General features: G+C 61.7%; 18 protein-coding genes. 10 read left to right on the top strand and 8 right to left on the bottom strand.

The features are described from left to right. The first annotated feature begins 54 nt into the window (after nucleotides 1–54). From AB1555_12920 to AB1555_12890, 7 genes are all read left to right on the top strand, one after another. Nucleotides 55–999, top strand: coding sequence for a histone deacetylase (locus AB1555_12920; GenBank protein MEW6247590.1), 945 nt, complete (start codon nucleotides 55–57; stop codon nucleotides 997–999). Further along, nucleotides 996–2,279 carry a multiheme c-type cytochrome gene (locus AB1555_12915; protein ID MEW6247589.1) on the top strand — a complete coding sequence of 428 codons (1,284 nt, stop codon included), beginning with the start codon at nucleotides 996–998 and terminating at the stop codon, nucleotides 2,277–2,279. Before AB1555_12920 ends, AB1555_12915 begins: the two co-directional genes overlap by 4 nt. A gap of 27 nt (nucleotides 2,280–2,306) precedes the next feature. Beyond that, the gene (locus tag AB1555_12910; protein MEW6247588.1) at nucleotides 2,307–3,185 is read left to right on the top strand and encodes a sulfurtransferase; all 879 of its coding nucleotides are present in this window, start codon (nucleotides 2,307–2,309) and stop codon (nucleotides 3,183–3,185) included. Nucleotides 3,186–3,293: 108 nt separating this feature from the next. Then, nucleotides 3,294–3,647 (top strand): small metal-binding protein SmbP, encoded by a 354-nt coding sequence (smbP, locus tag AB1555_12905; protein MEW6247587.1) that lies wholly within the window; start codon nucleotides 3,294–3,296, stop codon nucleotides 3,645–3,647. Between the two features lie 110 nt (nucleotides 3,648–3,757). Continuing rightward, nucleotides 3,758–4,549 carry a nitrilase-related carbon-nitrogen hydrolase gene (locus tag AB1555_12900; GenBank protein ID MEW6247586.1) on the top strand — a complete coding sequence of 264 codons (792 nt, stop codon included), beginning with the start codon at nucleotides 3,758–3,760 and terminating at the stop codon, nucleotides 4,547–4,549. A gap of 55 nt (nucleotides 4,550–4,604) precedes the next feature. Continuing rightward, entirely contained in the window at nucleotides 4,605–5,174 is a 570-nt protein-coding gene (locus AB1555_12895) for a YqgE/AlgH family protein (GenBank protein ID MEW6247585.1), read from the top strand. 83 nt (nucleotides 5,175–5,257) lie between these two features. Continuing rightward, entirely contained in the window at nucleotides 5,258–6,460 is a 1,203-nt protein-coding gene (locus AB1555_12890; GenBank protein MEW6247584.1) for a PDZ domain-containing protein, read from the top strand. A gap of 15 nt (nucleotides 6,461–6,475) precedes the next feature. On the opposite strand, the gene uvrA is transcribed toward AB1555_12890, so the two are convergent. Next, nucleotides 6,476–9,313, bottom strand: coding sequence for an excinuclease ABC subunit UvrA (gene uvrA, locus AB1555_12885; GenBank protein ID MEW6247583.1), 2,838 nt, complete (start codon nucleotides 9,311–9,313; stop codon nucleotides 6,476–6,478). A gap of 249 nt (nucleotides 9,314–9,562) precedes the next feature. Here uvrA and AB1555_12880 point away from each other — a divergent pair, with 249 nt between their 5' ends. Next, on the top strand, nucleotides 9,563–10,141 hold the full coding sequence (locus AB1555_12880; protein MEW6247582.1) for a hypothetical protein: 579 nt from the start codon (nucleotides 9,563–9,565) through the stop codon (nucleotides 10,139–10,141). 334 nt (nucleotides 10,142–10,475) lie between these two features. Beyond that, nucleotides 10,476–10,811 (top strand): hypothetical protein, encoded by a 336-nt coding sequence (locus AB1555_12875; protein MEW6247581.1) that lies wholly within the window; start codon nucleotides 10,476–10,478, stop codon nucleotides 10,809–10,811. A 245-nt stretch (nucleotides 10,812–11,056) separates the two neighbouring features. On the opposite strand, the gene AB1555_12870 is transcribed toward AB1555_12875, so the two are convergent. The 6 genes from AB1555_12870 to AB1555_12845 form a co-directional block, all read right to left on the bottom strand. After that, the gene (locus AB1555_12870) at nucleotides 11,057–11,326 is read right to left on the bottom strand and encodes a type II toxin-antitoxin system RelE/ParE family toxin (protein ID MEW6247580.1); all 270 of its coding nucleotides are present in this window, start codon (nucleotides 11,324–11,326) and stop codon (nucleotides 11,057–11,059) included. Continuing rightward, a complete protein-coding gene (locus tag AB1555_12865) occupies nucleotides 11,323–11,505 on the bottom strand; it encodes a hypothetical protein (GenBank protein MEW6247579.1) in 183 nt (60 codons plus the stop codon). Before AB1555_12865 ends, AB1555_12870 begins: the two co-directional genes overlap by 4 nt. Nucleotides 11,506–11,814: 309 nt before the next feature. Further along, a complete protein-coding gene (locus AB1555_12860) occupies nucleotides 11,815–12,153 on the bottom strand; it encodes a DUF3147 domain-containing protein (protein ID MEW6247578.1) in 339 nt (112 codons plus the stop codon). Nucleotides 12,154–12,419: 266 nt separating this feature from the next. After that, nucleotides 12,420–13,445: a ribonuclease Z gene (locus tag AB1555_12855; GenBank protein MEW6247577.1), complete on the bottom strand. Its 1,026-nt coding sequence runs from the start codon at nucleotides 13,443–13,445 to the stop codon at nucleotides 12,420–12,422. Nucleotides 13,446–13,557: 112 nt separating this feature from the next. Beyond that, nucleotides 13,558–14,283 (bottom strand): CPBP family glutamic-type intramembrane protease, encoded by a 726-nt coding sequence (locus AB1555_12850; GenBank protein ID MEW6247576.1) that lies wholly within the window; start codon nucleotides 14,281–14,283, stop codon nucleotides 13,558–13,560. Between the two features lie 7 nt (nucleotides 14,284–14,290). Continuing rightward, nucleotides 14,291–15,844: a TolC family protein gene (locus tag AB1555_12845; protein ID MEW6247575.1), complete on the bottom strand. Its 1,554-nt coding sequence runs from the start codon at nucleotides 15,842–15,844 to the stop codon at nucleotides 14,291–14,293. Between the two features lie 109 nt (nucleotides 15,845–15,953). Between AB1555_12845 and AB1555_12840 the strand changes: the two genes are divergently transcribed. After that, nucleotides 15,954–16,340 (top strand): hypothetical protein, encoded by a 387-nt coding sequence (locus AB1555_12840; GenBank protein ID MEW6247574.1) that lies wholly within the window; start codon nucleotides 15,954–15,956, stop codon nucleotides 16,338–16,340. 8 nt (nucleotides 16,341–16,348) lie between these two features. Here the strand turns inward: AB1555_12840 and AB1555_12835 are convergent, their stop codons facing one another. Next, nucleotides 16,349–17,890, bottom strand: coding sequence for a M20/M25/M40 family metallo-hydrolase (locus tag AB1555_12835; GenBank protein MEW6247573.1), 1,542 nt, complete (start codon nucleotides 17,888–17,890; stop codon nucleotides 16,349–16,351). Nucleotides 17,891–17,897 lie beyond the last annotated feature (7 nt).

Here is a 17,897-nt window from a genome sequence, read left to right as displayed (position 1 = left end):
GGAAAAGGGCGTTCTTGACGCCTTGCGCGTCACGGATCTCGCGTCACGCTTTTTATGGGACGTACCGGGTTCGTCTATCATCCGGCTTATCTCAACCACGACATGGGACCGGGACATCCGGAAAGTCCGGAACGTCTTCGGGCCATCGTGAACCGGCTCGAGTCCACCGGCACGCTGAAGAAACTGGTTCGCATCGAACCGATGAGCGCCGCCGATGAATGGATCATGCAGATCCACACGAGCGACTACATGTCAGGTTTGAAATCACGGGCGCCGTCGAGCGGTCGTGCTTCTCTGGACCCGGACACCTCGATGTCGCCGGGCTCGCTGGCCGCCGCCTATCTGGCGGCCGGGGGGGCGCTGACCGCGGCGGACGCGATCATGGCGGGGCAGGTGGACCATGCCTTTTGCGCCCTCAGGCCGCCGGGGCACCATGCGGAAAGCAATCGGGCGATGGGGTTCTGTCTGTTCAACAACGTGGCAATCGCCGCCCGCTACCTGCAGCGCAAACACGGAATCGGCCGCGTGCTGATCGTCGATTGGGATGTGCATCACGGCAACGGGACGCAGCACAGTTTTTACGACGATCCGTCGGTGCTCTTCTTCAGCACCCACCAGTATCCCCACTATCCGGGCACCGGCCGCGCGACGGAGCGGGGGAAAGGGCCGGGCGAAGGCCTGACCATCAACGTTCCCATGGCGGCGGGAGAAGGCGATCAAGAATATCTCGACGTGTTTCAGCGGGTGCTGGTCCCCGCGGCGGACGCGTTCAAGCCGGCCTTCGTCGTCATCTCGGCCGGGTTTGACGCGCATAAGGACGATCCACTGGCCGGCATGGGCTTGACCGAGGAGGGCTATGCCGAATTGACCAGGATCGTCGCTGCGATCGCGCGACGTCACAGCCGCAATCGGGTTCTCTCCTGCCTTGAAGGCGGGTACAACCTTGCCGCGCTTTCCGCTTCAGTCGAACGTCATTTGCTCGCCCTCTTGGACGCATGAAGAAAGCCAAAACGATCGCCCTGACCGTGGTCGGAGTCGCTGCGCTGGTCTATGTCTACTACACCGAAGTGAAGCCGGTGGTGATCTTCGGGCTTCGATCGGATTACGCGCGGGCGATCCCTTACCAGAAAGTTCCCGAAGGCCTCGACAGCTTGCGGGCGGAATCCTGCGGGACATGCCACCGCGAGATCTATGAGGAATGGAAATCGAGCATTCACGCCTATGCCTATCGCGACCCGTTCTTTCAGGCCTACTGGAAAAAAGATCGCAACATCTGGGTCTGCCTGAACTGCCACACTCCGTTGGAGAATCAGCAGCCGACGCTGCTCAAAGACATCCCGCGCGGGCGGGTGGAGAAGGCGGTCCAGGAGCCGAACACTCGATACGACCCCGAGTATCAACTGGAAGCCGTCACGTGCGCCGCCTGTCATGTCCGGGACGGCGTCATCCTGGGTCCGTTCGACGATTCTGTCGCGCCGCATCCGACGCAGTTTGATCCGAACTTTCGCACCGCGCAGGTCTGCTATCGTTGCCACAACGTCGTGTCGGGACCGGTGCAATTTTATCGTGTCGGTCCCTGCGGGACCTATGCGGAGTACGAGGGAAAGTATTTCATGCAGGAACGGGGATACATCTGTCAAAGTTGTCACATGCCGGAGGTAGACCGGCCGGTGGCGGACGGAGGGCCGATCCGGCGCGGGCGTCGGCATCTCTGGCGTGGGGGGCACGATCCGGACATGATCAAGCGCGCGGTGGCGATTCAGGTCAAGGCTGACCCGCCCGCGCCCAGGCCAGGTGATCGCGTCCGGTTTACGTTGACGTTGATCAACGCCGGAGCCGGCCATAAGATTCCCACCGGCGATCCGGACCGTCACTTCACCGTCGAATTCCTGGTCGAAAACGGCGCTCGGCAGGTGTTGGACCGGCGGGTTGATACGATGGGCCGGTGGATTCTGTGGCAACCGGCGATCGTGGAGGTGTACGACAATCGTCTTCTCCCTCTGGCCGGTCGGGACTACACCTATGAGTATCGCGTGCCGGCTGGGTCCGAGCGGCTGACGGTGAAGACCCGTGTGCGGTACCATATTCTGACGGACGGGCAACACGAGATGTTGCGGGAGAAATACGGGTTGACGGCGGACGATCCCTATGTCTTCACCATCTATGAGCGAGACTTCCCGCTTTCCCACGAGTTGACGGCGGCATTGCGCCGAGAAAGCCGTCAGCCGTCAGTTGTCAGCAGCCAGTCAGAGAGTTGTTTGCTGAAAACTGATGGCTGATCGCGGAGACTGAAGAAGAGGAGCACCATGGTTCATCCCTGGTTGATCGATACGAAAACGCTACACCAGAACCTGGGCCGTCCCGGGCTCGCCATCATCGACGTACGGGGCCGGGCGGCCTATGAGTTCGGCGGCCACATCCCGGGTGCGGTGCATTCCACCTGGCACGAGTACAGCGATCCCAACGCGGTGGCCAAGGGGTTGCTGGACCCCGATCTGTCCCGGATCGAACAGAGGCTCCGCGCATTGGGCATCGACAACGACAGCGACGTGGTGATCTATTCGAATCCCTTCGACAACTGGGGGGACGAAGGCCGGATGTTCTGGATGCTGCAGTATCTCGGCCATAAGAACCTCAAAATCCTGGACGGAGGATGGGTGAAGTGGACCGAGGAACGGCGGCCGTACGAGCATGGACGGGTCCAGCCGCAGCCCGGCTCGTTCAAAGCGCAACCGGTCCCGGAGCTCATCATCATGAAGGACGAATTGAAACAGATCGTCCGCCGACCCCATCCGGAGACCATGATCGTCGATGCCCGCAGCCTGGAAGAGTATCTAGGCAAGGAAGTGTCCGGGATTCCTCGGCCCGGCCATATCCCATCGGCCGTCCACGTGCCCTGGAACGGATTCCTCAATCCGGACGCCACCGTCAAGGATCTGGCCAAGATCAGGGAATCGCTTGAAGAAAAGGGCTTGCAAGAAAGTCATCAGATTGTCTGCTACTGCACGGGCGGCGTCCGGTCGGCGTGGCTCTACTTTATCCTCAAAGTGGCGGGCTATCCCAAGGTGCGCAACTATCCCGGGTCGTGGTGGGAGTGGAGCCGGGATTTCGCCTGTCCCGTCGAGAAAGATTTCAAAATGCTACAGAAAATTCTCGGATACGATGAAGCCAGTAAGCCTTCTTGACACTGCGGAAAGGCGTGTGTATGGTGAATCGAGCGTGGGCAGTCTGCCCGAATGGAGCGGGTTCACGTTCGGGCGAAGTATCGCACACATCCATCGAGGAGGTCGATTATGCGCAGCACAATTCTCCGTGGAGCAATGATCGGCGGTGTGATGACGGCTTTCATCGCCGTTCCGTTGACGGGTGGGCAGGCGTTGGCGGGTAACAAGCACGTGTCCGAAGCGATCGAACATGCCAAGGAGGCGGTGTCGCACGGGAAACAGGGTCATGCGGACGCGCTCGTCAAGCACGCGGAAGGCGCGTTGAAGCATGCGGAGGCCGCGCAGAAAGAAGTGAAAAGCCCTCATCTTGCCGAGGGAGTCAAAGGGTTGAAGGATGCGGTGGAGCACGGTAAGGCCGGCCATGCCGACAAAGCCACCGAGGCAGCGGAAAGCGCGGTCATGCATCTGTCCGAAGTGAAATAGCCATACCAGGCCAGCGGCAAGAGGCGAGGGGCTCGAGGTCCTACACAATCCTTCGCCTCTTGCTATTTTCTTTCCCTTGCCGCGAGCCGCTGGCCTCGTGCCTCTTGCCTATGAAGGTCGGCTTTTGCCAGTTCAATCCGGAGTTCGGTGAGGTCAAGCGCAATCTCGATCATATGGTCGAGCGTCTGAGCAAGGTCGAGTGCGACCTCATGGTGCTGCCTGAACTTTTCACGTCGGGTTATCAGTTTGTGTCACGGGAAGAAGTCGAGCGGCTGTCCGAGCCGGTTCCTGACGGGGAAACCACCGGACGGCTCATCGAAGCGGCCAGGAGCCGTGGCATGTACGTGGTGGCGGGTGTGGCGGAACGGGGCGAGCGCGGGTGTTACAATTCAGCGGTGTTGGTCGGACCCTCGGGCTTCATCGGATGCTATCGGAAAACCCATCTGTTCTTCGAAGAAACCTTGTTCTTCCTCCCCGGCGATACGGGTTTTCAGGTGTGGGATATCGGGCAGGCGAAGATCGGTGTGCTCATCTGCTTTGACTGGTTTTACCCGGAGTCGGCCAGGACGCTGGCGCTGAAAGGGGCCGACATTCTCTGCCATCCATCCAACTTGGTGTTGCCCCATTGTCCGGACGCCATGGTGACGCGCTGCCTGGAGAACCGGGTGTTCAGCGTCACGGCCAACCGCATCGGCAGCGAGGAGCGCGGAGGCAAAGACCGTCTGACCTTTATCGGTAGCAGCGAAATTGTCGCGCCCAGCGGCCGCATCCTGCATCGGGCTCCACGCGATCGGGAAGAAGTGACCGTGCTGGAGATCGATCCCGCCGAAGCCCGGAACAAATCCCTCAACCCGTACAACGATCTGTTGCAAGGTCGCCGCCCGCAACTGTACGCAAGTTGATTGCGCGGACAATTCTGCAGATCCGATCACGCGAATGGAAAGGCAGACGATACAAATGGCTCCGATGATGGCCCCGCTCGGCAAGGGCATCTTCCTGGTCGCCTCGCCGGCGCTGCGCGATCCCAATTTCCGGCAAACCGTGGTCCTGCTCTGCGAGCACGGACCGGAGGGGGCGCTGGGAGTGGTGGTGAACCGGCCGACCGCCATGCACATCGCGGAAGCCTTGCCGCAGGTGCCTGTCCTCGAAGGGCAGAAGCACGTGCTGTTCGCCGGCGGTCCGGTGCAAACCAATCAGATCATGCTGCTCTACCGGCTGGATCAGATGCCTGAGAATTCTCACCACATATTCGACGGCGTCTGTTTGGGCGGAGATCTGTCGGTGTTGGAGCGCATCCTCACGAGTTCGAGGGGCAACGAAGCCTTCCGCGCCTATCTCGGCTATTCCGGGTGGGGGCCCGGCCAACTGGAACGGGAGATGGAGACCGGTTCCTGGATCACTCTGCCGGCCGACCACGCGATCGTCTTTGAGAAAGATCCGGCGAGGATTTGGCCGGACATCCTCGCCTCGCTCGGCGAGCCGTTCCGGCGCTACGCCGACATGCCGCCCGATCCCAGCCTGAACTGACCGGACCCGGCGCATGGCACGCTCGCCCGCCGGGCTGCTACCGTATCCGCGGTCGGCGCGTTGGTTCACGCCGCAGGTGAGCCGTGGTCCGAAACCTCATGCTGGTTATCGCGGCGCTGAGCGTGTCCGGGTGCGGGGTCATCTACACCGTTGTGAACTCGGAATCCCGACTCGACCGCCTGTCCGTCCCCATGACCAAGAACCAAGTGTTGGCGGAGATCGGCAAGCCCGATCGAGTCCTCCGTGACGACGGGCGGGTGTTGATCTGGGAGTATTCTCTGACCGCCCGCAGGCAGTGGGTGTATGAACTTGCGCTCTGTCCCGTCTCCGTCTGGGTCGGCGGCTGTCTGTTTTATCCGTTCACCAATACCGCATTGGAACGCTACCGGGAATATCCCTTCCACGTCGTACTGGTGAACGAACAGCTTTGCGCCTGGGGTTCGCCGCTCGCCATTCTCCAAAAGCGAAAAGTCTGCACGAGTCCTGCCGCCTTGCCGGGCTCCACGCCCGGCTCGGAGCCGGTCGTCACCGGCGTCGGACCCATCGACGGCGAGAGCATCGATCGCTATCGCACCATGGCCGTCTTGACGTTCGAAGACGCCCCCGGCGTGACGGGCAGCGGCTCGCGCGTCGCCGGGATCGTGACGACGTTGCTTCTGGATTTGGACCTGAGCCTCGTCGAACGCACCAGATTGGAACAGGTTCTCAACGAACAGGTGACGCTGCTCACCTACGGGAATGACACCGATGCGTTGAAGATCGGCAGATTGGTCGGGGCGAACGCAATCGTGATCGGCGAGGTGCAACAGTGGGAGACCGACCGACAGCAGGGCACCAGCCGCGTGTCTTTGTCTTTGCGGATGATCGACGTGGAGACGGGGCGGCTGTTGTTCAACGGGGAAGGGCATGGGTTCGATGCGACGGGCGATGAACCCGAAAATATGGCGCGGAAAATCGCCCACCGCATTCTGGCCCGTTTCGGGGTCAAGACGGGCTTGCTCGGCAGCGGACGAATCGGTGTGAACTGGGAACTGCGCGAATCGGCCGGATCGCGGTATTACCTGGTGCGAGAGATCAAGAGCGGCTCTCCGGCCGAGCAATCGGGACTCAAGGTCGGAGATGCGGTCCTGTCGTGCAACGGCTCGCCGATCGCCGCCGTCAAACACGAGCGCGAGGCCAAACGGTTGTGCCGAGTCGAGGTCGGCCAGACGCTCGCGCTCGAAGTCAGACGCGGCAACGAATACCTGCTGATCGAAGCGACGGCGGAAAGGCGGGCTGGACTGTAGGTCGTACCTGCCGCCTCACGCTCTTTCAAAAAGAACCTGGGCAAGGAATCGCCCGGTGTGTGAGCCGGCCGCCTGCGCGACCTGTTCCGGCCTCCCCTCCGCGACGATCTGACCGCCCTGCGCGCCTCCCTCCGGTCCCAGGTCGATGATCCAATCGGCCGTCTTGACCACGTCGAGATTGTGCTCGACCACGACGACCGTGTTGCCGGCGTCGACCAATTTATGGAGGACGGCGAGAAGTTTCTTGATGTCCTCGAAATGCAAGCCCGTGGTCGGCTCGTCCATGATATAGAGCAGATCGCGGGCCGAGGGGTTTTTCAATTCGGCGGCGATCTTCAGGCGCTGCGCTTCGCCGCCGGACAGGGTCGTGGCCGGTTGGCCCAGTCGCAGATAACCCAATCCGATCGACGAGAGCAGGTAGAGTTTTTCGGTCAACTTGGGCGAGCCGGAGAAGAACGACTGCGCTTCGTTCACGGTCATGCCCAGCACGTCGTGGATGGTTTTCCCGCGGAGGCGGACGCTCAACACCTCCGGCTTGAACCGCCGGCCGTTGCACTCCTCGCAGGTCGCGTAGATGTCCTCGAAAAAATACATCTCGAGCTTCTCGTAGCCGTTGCCTTCGCACCGGTCGCAACGGCCGCCGGACGTATTGAAGGAAAAATGCGCGGAGGTGAGCCCCAGGCGACGAGCTTCCGGCGTGGCCGCGAAGAGGGTGCGGATGTCGTCGAAGGCTTTCAGGTAGGTGACGGGGTTGGAGCGCGGGGTGCGGCCGATCGGTTGCTGGTCGATCATCCGGACGCCCTTGAGGTGTTCCAGCCCCTTGATCGCGCGGAACCGGCCCATCGGCAGCGACTCCACGCGGAACGCGCGGGCCACCGCACGGTAGAGCGTCTCTTCCACCAAGGTGCTTTTGCCCGATCCCGAGACGCCGGTGACGCAGACCAGCATCCGCAATGGAATCCTGACCAGGAGGTCCTTCAAGTTATGCTCGCTGGCGCCGGCGAGCACCAGAGCCTTTCCGTTCCCGGATCGGCGCGTGCGCGGGACCGGAATGGATTCCTCGCTCCGCAGGTACCGCGCCGTAAGCGAGCGGCGGTCCTGCAGAAACGCCTCCCGCGGAGCGGCGCACACGACCTCGCCGCCCTTCTCGCCGGACCAGGGACCAAGCTCGACGACGTGGTCGGCGGCGAGGATCATCTGGCGGTCGTGCTCGACGACCACGACGGTATTGCCGTGGGCGGCTAGGTCGCGCAGGATGCCGGCCAGCGTGGCCGTGTCGCGGGCATGCAGGCCGATCGTCGGCTCATCCAGCACGTACAGGGTGCCGACCAGACGGGAGCCGAGTTGGTTCGCCAGCGTGATCCGCTGCGCTTCGCCGCCCGACAGCGTCTTCGTCTGGCGGGACAAGGTCAGGTAGCCGAGCCCGACGCGCAAGAGGAAACCGAGTTTGTCCCTGATCTGGCGCAGGATGTCGTGTGCCACGCGGGTTTCAAAGTCCGAGAGCGTCAATGCGCCGAACCAGGCGGCCGCGTCTTGAACCGTCATCTCGGCAATCTCATGGATGTGCAGTCCGGCCACTTTGACGTACAGGGCCTCGGGTTTCAGCCTGGTTCCTCGACACGCCCGGCACGGGAAGGGACTGCGGTAGCGGCTCAGGAACACCCGGACGTGCAGCTTGTAGCGCTTCGTTTCCAGATACTCGAAGAACTGCCGAATGCCTTCCAGCTTCTCATCACCCTCCCACAGGAGCCTGCGCACCTCGGCCGGGAGCTTGTGATAGGGCGTCGTCAGGTTCACGCCGCGCCGCTTCAGGGCCAGCAGCATCTGTTTCTGCCACCAGTCCGCACCGGGTTTCGTCCAGGGTTCGATGGCGCCCTCGGCCAGCGAACGCGTCCGATCGGGAACGACGAGGTCTTCGTCGTAGCGAAGGATGTTCCCGAAACCCTTGCACTCCGGACAGGCGCCCAAGGGATGGTTGAACGAAAAGAGGACCGGCCTGAGGGGCTCGAACGTGCGGCCGCAACGCTGGCAACGGAAATGCGTGCTGTAGGTCTGCGAACCCTGCCCGATCACGTCCACGCGACAGAGCCCGTCGCCTTCCTGAAACGCCGTCTCGATCGCTTCGATCAGCCGGTTGCGGTTGTCGGGCCGGATCACCAGCCGGTCGAGGACAACATAGAGGCCGGCCTTCGTCTCGCTTCGACCCTCTTCCCTGCGCGGGAGAGGGTTGGGGTGAGGGGGACGTGGAATCGTGACGCTCGGCCGCAGGTCCACCACCTCGTCGCCGCATTTCAGTCTGGTGAAGCCTCGTCGCAGCAGGGACTCCACCAGGGAGCGGTCATGTCCCGGCCCCAGGTCCGTGATCGGGAACAGAATCATGGCCCGGGCAGCGGGAAACCGTGCGAGGAGATCGTCCGTGACGGAGCCCGGATGAAACCCGCGCGCCTCTTCCCGGCAGTCGGGACAGACCGGCCGGCCGACCTTGGCGAACAGCAAGCGGAGCAAATCGGCGATCTCGGTCGCCGTGCCGACCGTCGAGCGGGCCGTGCGGACGGGATTCTTCTGCTCGATCGCGATGGCTGGGCGAACGTTGATCAGGCGATCGACATCCGGACGATCGACCTTCTCCAGGAACATGCGCGCGTAGGTCGAAAGCGATTCCACATAGCGCCACTGCCCTTCGGCGAACAAGGTATCGAACGCGAGCGACGACTTGCCCGATCCGGACACGCCGGTGATGGCCGTGACCGCGTTGTGCGGGATGCGGAGGGAGATATTCTTGAGGTTGTTCTGCCGCGCGCCTTCGACGATCAGGTCGCCGGAGACATGATCCGACTTCAGAGTGTCCGGCACAAAGGAGCCCTCGGATGGATCGAATCCCGTCATCCTAGCAAGCGCTCAAGGGTGGTGCAACCGGCGCCGGGCTCGTGAGGAAGATCTGGTGAAAAAATAGCGAACAGCCAGCAGCTTCCCTCTCCCCCTGGGGGGAAGGGTGAGGGGCATTTTCACGCCTGAGGTCGAGACGCAGGCTCCTGAATTACTGCTGGCTATTTGAACGCGACCGGGCTAGGCTGTCCGGGAAAGTCGAAAACGGAACCTCCTATGACTCAGCCTTTGTCGGACGCCGACTATTTGAAGCTCGGCAGACAGTTGGCCGACCTCCTGGGAACCAGCCTTGACGGGCAGCCAGCGGAGGCTCTGCGGGCACTGGCGCGGTCCTATGATCCGTCCGCCGGCGAAGCCCGCATCAACGCCGAAGTGTTCCTGTTCCACAAATACCTCGTCGTCCGCGCCTGCATCGACGTCCTGCCGGAGCGGCATATTGAAGGCGTCGTCGGCGGGCTCTTCGCGGTGCTGAATGAACGGGCGGCGCGCCTCGACATCGGCCAAGAGCGGTTGGCGGCGATGGAACAGATGTGGCTCGATCGGGCGCAGGAATTCGACCCGCCCTTTTCTCTCGACCGCCGGGAGTTCTTGGCGGAACCGCCTGATGCTCTCCATTGGCAACGGACGCTTGCCCGGTTTTGCCGGAACGTGAGCGGAACAGCCGGGCCGACCGGCTCAGGGCCTTCCACGGAACTCCTCTCTTTTGAAGCCGGCAACTCCGTGACGCACACCCTCGGCACGCTTCTGGAAGCCCTCGAAGAAATAAGCCGACTCCACTTCCGAGATGACGGGTAGTTCCTCCACGTCCTCCGGTTCGACACCTCATTGGGCGGATGCTAGAATCCGCCGCCATGAAACCTCCCCCAAAACCAAGAGGCAGACGCCCAAAACCGTATAGCCAGGCCGAGCGGATTGCTCGCATGATGCAGGCACTGGCGTCGCACGCCTGCACGATCAAGAATCTGGCTGCGGAATTCCAGGTTGTCCCGCGGCAGATACGACGGGATTTATCAAGATCGAAGCGGAAGGACACCCGCTGACGTGCTCGGACGATCCAGGCGAAAAGACCTGGCAGCTACCGCTCGGGTATGAAGGTTTCCCGTCGGTTGCGCTTTCCCGGTACGAACTCATGTCGCTTCAGTTGGCCAGAGCGAATCTGAGCCATCTGAACGGCACGCCGTTGACGGAAGACCTGGATGCCGTGATTGCCAAAGTGGCGGCCTCCTTGCCGGCCAAGACGGCCAATCCCCTCGAACGAATTGTCCGGGTCTTTGCACCGGTTCACCGAGGGACGCGGTCGTATGCCGGGAAGAACGATTTGCTACGACAGCTTCGCACAGCGCTTCTGCTTCAGCTCACGGTCAAGCTGAGCTCTAAGAAACCGGACACAATACAACGGTATCAGGAAAGATCGCTGAAACTGTTTCTGTCGTGTAGAACTGTAGCGGGCTGTAACGAAGGGTGAACAGATGTGATAAGATCGCCGCATGCGAACGATGGATTTCGTACGGCGGGTGTCATGAGAATTAGCTCTGAGAATCGAGTAGGATTTCTGAGGAAATGGGCTCGCCTTGGTGACTTAATCTGGAGAACGATTGAACAGCAAAATGGTTGGAGGTCTGCAGCACTTATGATTGCAGCCTCCAAGCCTTTCTTAAGAAATCAAACAGTTTGTTGCTGCCGTGTCTCAATGATCCTTTTATTGTAGATCTAAGGGTGCATCGGTGGCTTAAACCGGAGCGTGAGGAAGCTTATTCTGATTGGCTGAAGTGGATAGGGTGGCCGTATGATCTTTCGTATGGTGGGCTCCCGGTATTCGGGCACGACACGGCCGGATTCAGGGAAGGCCGGGAGTTGATCGACGGCGGCGATGATGCGCGTGACAACCAGCTCGGCGGAGTGGGGGGAATCTCGCTCGATGAAGGCTTTGATCGCTTGCGTGTCCTCGATGGCACGGCGTGTCCAAACGAAGCGTCTCATGCGGTCAAGCGCTGTTTTGCCTCCTCATGCGGAACGGTCTCGCCTTGGTCCGCCCGTCGAAGACCTTCTTCGACTTTGGCGAGAAAACAGAGACGTTCAATAGCGCCCTCAATCGTCGTCTCGCCGGGCAGTGGTTGGAGGGCTTGCAGGATTTTCTCTTTTGAAATCACCGCGCCCATGTGAATCCCTCCCTGACGGTAGCCATGCGACAACCTGCGGCACATTGTAGGTGGGAACAGGTGAAAGGGCAAGCAAGGTGCGGACAAAGAAACTGCCACTCCGCGTTATCGATACACATCCTTCCGATGTTCAATGGCGAACACGTCCAGCCATTCTGACCCGATGCGGCGATAGAGGATGCGATAGGACCGCGCACGGTAAGGCCATACCTTTCTTGCTGAAATCTGTCTTTGGGCAGTTTGCCGTCGAGGGGATGCTCAGCGAGGTGTCGCAGGACGTTCTTGATTCGATCCCGCCCCGCCGGACGACTACCGCAGTGCCAGCTTGAGCAGCCCGACGCAGCACATGTAGAGGGCAAGCGAGCCGGCTATGGCGGGCCAGAAGCCGAGGCGGTGGATGGCGAGAATGAGAAACCCGACGTAGACGAGCCAGGCGGGGACGAGCCACAGGAGGTGCTTGGCATAGATCGCCGCGGGCTCGCTCCCGCCGTTGAGGTAGATCAGCACGATCGTGACACCGGTGATGGCCGGGAAGGTGCTGACGAAAGCCGCCAAGAATCCTCGCCCCTGCGCCCCCAAGTAAGTGGACAGACTCACCAGCAGGCCTCCTAACACAAAATATAGTGCGTACTTCGCCAGCTCGCTCATTTGCCCTTCCCCCTTCTGGCTTTTTAGTGACCGAGCACCAGCACGCCCGTTTGGCTGTGGTGAAGCCTGGAGCGGACTTCGCCGAAGAAGCAGGGTCCCACCGAGACTCGGCCGAGAAGGAAAGCGGAAACTGACCGAGTCTTCGAGGGAATTGCCGAAGGCTTCCGCCGGGTACCCGTTGCTCTTGCGGCCTGCAACGGGTGATGAGTCCGGAAGGGTCGCTCCGAAAGGCGCAGGAGCGGAAGGCTTCACCATAGCCAAATCCGTCACTCGCCACCATTGCCTCTAAACGCCTCCATCGCTTCTCTGACGATCTCGTCGCCCATGCCCGTATACCGAGGCGAGAAGTGAAAGACGACCAGTTCGCGCACGTTGGCTTTCTTGGCCATCAGCCCCGCCTGGCGGGCGGTGAGGTGGTACCGCTCATAGGCCTTGTCGGCATCGCGATCCAAATAGGGCGCCTCGCAATAGAAGACGTCCGCGCCGCGGGCCAGCTCGACGATCTTGGCTTCATTCTCGTCGTCGTACCGGGCATCCACGACATAGGCGATCTTCTGGCCGCGCGTGATGGTCAGGAACCGCTCACGCACCTCCCCCAGCACGAACTCCAGGTCTTGACGATGGTGCTCGAAATACAAGGTCGCCGTGAATCGGAAGTCGTCGGGTTTGCCCTGCCACAGGTATTGTTTGACATCCTTCAGCCAGGAGCCGACCGGCAGCCCGGCGTCGTGCAGGCGCTGCTTGTTGACGTTGATATGAAACGGCTCCTGCAGAGCGTAGCCGAACGAGGGGACACGATGGTTCAGGGGAACGGCGCGCACCGTGAACATCGGGTCTTCGAGCACCGGGAAGGCTCCCGCGGTCTGTGTTGGGCGCGGTCTCGCCTGGTCCTCATGGAGCGCAAACCCATCCGTGGCCAGAAAGGTGGCGTGCTTGATTTCGCTTTCGTGAAATTCCTGGACCTTGATGGACAGCGGATACCCGTCCACCAGGTTCCAGGTGTAGCCTTTGAGCTTTCCCTGCACGTTCGCGATGAGACCCGGCGGGCCATAGAGCCGCAGGGTCTTGCCGCGCCCCAGCGCGACCCGTAGGACCTTGTCGAAGCCGATAAAGTGATCCATGTGGGTGTGAGAGACGAAAATGTCGTTGGCCCGCAGCAGGCGTGTCGGCCCGAGCGCGTCGTTCTGGCCGAGATCAAAGAGCAGCGCGCGCTTGGACCAGCGGACCTCGACATACACGCCGGGATCGCCGAAGACATCGTTGACGAGGTAGCTGGAAAACGAAGGATTCATGGGTGGACTATCTGACGATCTGAGGATCTGCCGATCTGACGAATGTAATTTCAGAGAGTGATGAATCGGTCAACAGATCAGCAGATCAATCGATCATCAGCTCGGCAGATTCCTATGCCAGCGCAGCCCTCACTACCACGTACATCACCATGACCTCGGTCGCATGGGCGACGATGGTGGCGTACAGATTCCGCAAGCGAATCCAGATTGCTCCCCAGATCAGCCCGTCCCACACCGCGATCCAATGGAGGTGCTGAAAGGTTGCCACCATGAAGGGGTCAAAGGCAAATGCCAGCGCGCTGGTCATGACCGCCGCCGGCGGAGCGAACCGGTCGGCACGCGCGCCAAGCGTGTTCCTCCCGAGCGCCAACAGGCGACCCAGGATGAATCCGCGAAAGTTCAGCTCGACGAAGACCGCGATGAGGACAATGGTCCAAGGCAGCATGAGGGCAGCAGGGACCTTGGCGTGCGGCGTGTCTTTGAGGAAGGCAATGTCGTGCCCAAGCCAGGGAATCAGGCGCAGGATGACCAGCGTGTTCACGGCGCCGAGCAACAGCCCGGTGACCAGGCCCCAGCGCACCCCTTCGGGAAAACGGTCGATCTTCAGCCCCAGGCGTTCGACGACGCCGGTGTTTCGGAAGCGCCACGTGATCAGCGCGAGGTAGGCGAGGGATTGCGGGAGAAATTGAAGCCAGGGCTCCCGCTGAAGTTCCGCCGGCAAGGCGTAGAACAGCGCGGTTCCCCCGATCGGCAGAAGCGCCAGCGCCGCGGCGCGCTCCGCCGCCGGCGCCGTTTCCAGGCCGTGGCCGCCCGCAACGCGTTCGGCGGTCGCTCGCACGGCCCGGCTACTGGAGTTCGATGTGATAGCGCTCGAGCGTCGTCGCCTTATGCCGGGCCAGGTTCGAAAGCGACTTGTTGTAATCCACGATCGCCCGTAATTCATTCGCCTGCGCGGTGGCCAAATCCCGCTGGAAGTCCAGCACGAAGCGCGTGGTGCTCAAGCCCACCTTCAACCGCTCCTGCTCGGCTTGCAGTTGCTTTTCCGCCATGATGCGGGCCGAGCGGGTCGTTTCGATGCGCTTGAAGTCCGTCTGGACGCGGCGCACGGCCTCGCGCACGCCGACGATGATCTGTTGCCTCACGCTTTGCAGCGACGCCTGCGCGTTTCTGGCTTCGAGCTGCCGCTTGTTGTAGGTGCTCCAGGCCGAGCGGTTGCCCAGAGGGTAGCTCAAGACGAGGCCGGCTCCGTAGTTGTAAAAATCGCCGCTGAAATTCTTGTTGACGGAATTCGGATAGTCGCTGCCCAACCCCGCCAGCCCCATCGTCCCCTGAAACGAGAGGGTCGGGAGAAGCTGGTTCTTGGCGAACTTGATGTTCAGTTCGCTGGTCTCGACGTTCTTGCCGGCTTGAATGATCTCGGGCCGCCGCTCGATGGCCACGTCGATCGCCTCCTGCAGGCTGATCGGCTCCAGCACCGTGACCGGCTGATCGACCGGCGTCAGGCGGACGTCCTGCCGCAGCTCTTCTTCCGACGGATTGAGCAGACGGCGGAGTTGATCTTCCTGGTCGCGGATGGCCTTTTCGGCGACCAGTATCTGTTCGACCCGGGACGCGACCGCCGCTTCGGCCTGCAGCACATCCACGATCGACATCACGCCGGCTTTGGCCTTGGCGCGGTTGCTCGCGAGCAGTTCCTCGGCCGCCTTCAACGCGGCTTGCGCGACCTTGAGATTTTCATTGGCGAAGACGACTTCCCAGTACGTTTGCTCGACGGTCGCCAGCACGGTCATGACCCGGTCCCGAAAGACATGCTCTTCGACCGTCGCATTGTTCTGGGCGATCTTGATAAAAGTCTTGTTGAGATCCACGCCGGCGTTGCGGAGCAGCGGCTGCGTGAGCGTCAGCGCCAGACCGCCGGTATAGGCCGGATTGAAGAGGAAGCCGGACGCGACGTTGGCGTTGATGTTGCTTCGCTGCGGGCTGTAATTGAGGTCGACGTTTCCACCGGTCAAGAGGTTTTGGGTCAGATCGACCGTGACGGAATGGTTGCGTTGATCGAAAATGGTGATCTCTTGGAGGACCCCGCCGGTGCCGCCGAAGACCGGCCGGTTCAGCGGATTGACGATCCGGTTGTATTGACCGTTCAGGCTGAAGGTGGGGTCGAACTTCGCCTGTTCGATGATGATGTCGCTGAGGCGGCTCTCCTTCGTCTGCCGGCTGATGGTGATGTCCAAGTTATTTTGCAGCGCCCGCAGCGCGGCATCGGCCAGCGAAATGGCTTCGCGCCGCTCCGGCTGGGTCGCCGGTTGGGGCGGCAATTCGCTCCATGCATCCAAGGGTATGAACGTCCAACAGGTCAGGATGGCTCCAACCAACAGTCCGGCGCGATGCGTTTTCATAAAGCCCCCCTTGATCTGGATTCGAAAGAGACCCATACTATAATGCGTCATGGGGAAAGTGTCATCGGTTAACTTGTCTCACAGAGGCCGGCGACGAAGGGAACACGCGATGGGGATTCGAACGTGGCTGTCGGCGATCCTGTTGGCAACGTTCCCGCTCCTTGCGGAGGCGCAAACGGTGTCGGGCGTGCGTTCCTTTGACGGCGGCGTCGGCGTGCTGTTTTCCCTGACCGGGCCCGGGAGTTTGTACCTGGATAATCAAGGGACCCAGGGCTATCTGTACAACCCGGGGAACAACTTTCAATCCTTCAGTTTCCGTAATCCGACGACCGGTCAGGCCTGGAGCGGCGCCGTCACGACCTTGGGTCCGCAGCTCTCCATCGGACTGATTCAGGGGGCGAACCAGGTTGGGGCGCCGATCGTGCTGCCCGGTCCCACGCGGCAACCCCCGCCGCTTCCGCCGATCCAGTCCACACTCTTAGACGATATTCCGTAGTGTCCAGCCTATTGCCCCTCGCTTCCTGCTTCTAGCCCCTCTTGGTTTGCCAGGCGCCAGGCTAGCGCTAGAACATAACGGGTGACTGCCTGAAGTAAGTCAGGCTGAATGGTGTCAACCGTGTCGGAGGGCTGGTGGAAGTGCGGATGGGGTCCGCCGGTCACAACGGTGATGGTCGGGATGCCGGCTTCCTTGAACGGCACATGGTCGCCTCCCGGAAAGAACCCGAACAGGTCCAGTTTGTCGGCCAACCCTGCCGCTTGGCCGGCCAAGGCCGCCACTGATTTGTCGAACCCGGTGACGCCGACGGTGAGCCGGCCGTTGCCGATGCCGGCGTGATCGACGTTGATCATGGCGACGGTGCGCTGCAGAGGAAACACCGGCTGTGCGACGTAGAGTTTGGACCCGAGCAGCCCTTGTTCTTCGCCGCTGAACGAGAGGAACAGGATCGAACGCTCGGGTTTCAAACCGGATTGAATCAAGACCCGCGCGACTTCGAGCAAGACCGCTGTGCCCGATGCGTTGTCGTCCGCGCCGGCAAACAACAACCCGGCCTGTTGTCCGAAATGATCGCGATGCGCGCCGAGAATGACGACTTCCTCCTGCCTCGCGGGATCGCTGCCTGGCAACAGGAAAAGCACATTGTAGAGCGTGCCGGGCGCGCGCCGGCTGGTCCACTGCATGCGGACCAGCGCGCGCGTGACGAACGACCTGGGCGCCGGATCGCGGTTCAACAGCTCCTGCAGCTCGCGTAACGTCCGACCTTCCGGTGCTTGGCCGGTCACAAGCCGTTCCGCCACCTCCGTGCCGATCCATGCGCCGGGTAACGCCTGATCGTCCTGAGCTGATCCGTAATAGGCGCTGGGCCTTCCCGAGATGCCGCGCCGCGCTTCATAGGTGCTCAGGATCGGGCCGGTCGCCGTGAGATAGGCGATCGCGCCGTTCCGTCGCGCGGTCTGCTCCTTGTCGGCATGCGTCACCGGCCGGGGGTAGTGTTCCGGTTTCCCGCGCAGGAACAGGACGACCTTCCCGCGGACGTCGAGGCCGGCATAGTCGTCGTACCCGCGATCCGGGTCGGAGAGACCATAGCCGACGAATACGACCGGAGCGGTCGCATCGACCGAGGGGGAATCCAGCACGGGGAGATAGTCCGGACCGGGGCGGAGCCGGACGGTTTGATCGCCGAGAGAACACTGAAGCAGCGGACCGTCTTCGATCCGCGTCACCGTGACCGGTCGGGTCATGGTCGGAACGGATTCGGCGGGGTGTGCCGCCATGGAAGTCGCACGCGGCGGCTGAAGACCGAGCGCATGGAACTGGCTCGCCAGGTACAGACCGGACAGGAAGTCCTCAGGCGAGCCGGTCTGCCGGCCGTTGAATTCTGGGCTGCTCAGCTTGGCGACGTCGGCCAGGAGGCGTTCGCCTGAAATAAGATTGAGCGCCTTGACGAGCGCGCCGGTATCGGCGTCGGCTCCGGCCAGCAACACGCCCATGCGGGTCACCACAGCCAGTAGCCCCACGGCGGTCAGACCGATGACGGCGTTCTTCATCGTCTCT

Source organism: Nitrospirota bacterium (assembly GCA_040755395.1).
Lineage (GTDB): Bacteria > Nitrospirota > Nitrospiria > Nitrospirales > Nitrospiraceae > DATLZU01.
Note: the sequence above shows the minus strand (reverse complement) of the source record. Positions and strands in the feature narration are given on the sequence as shown.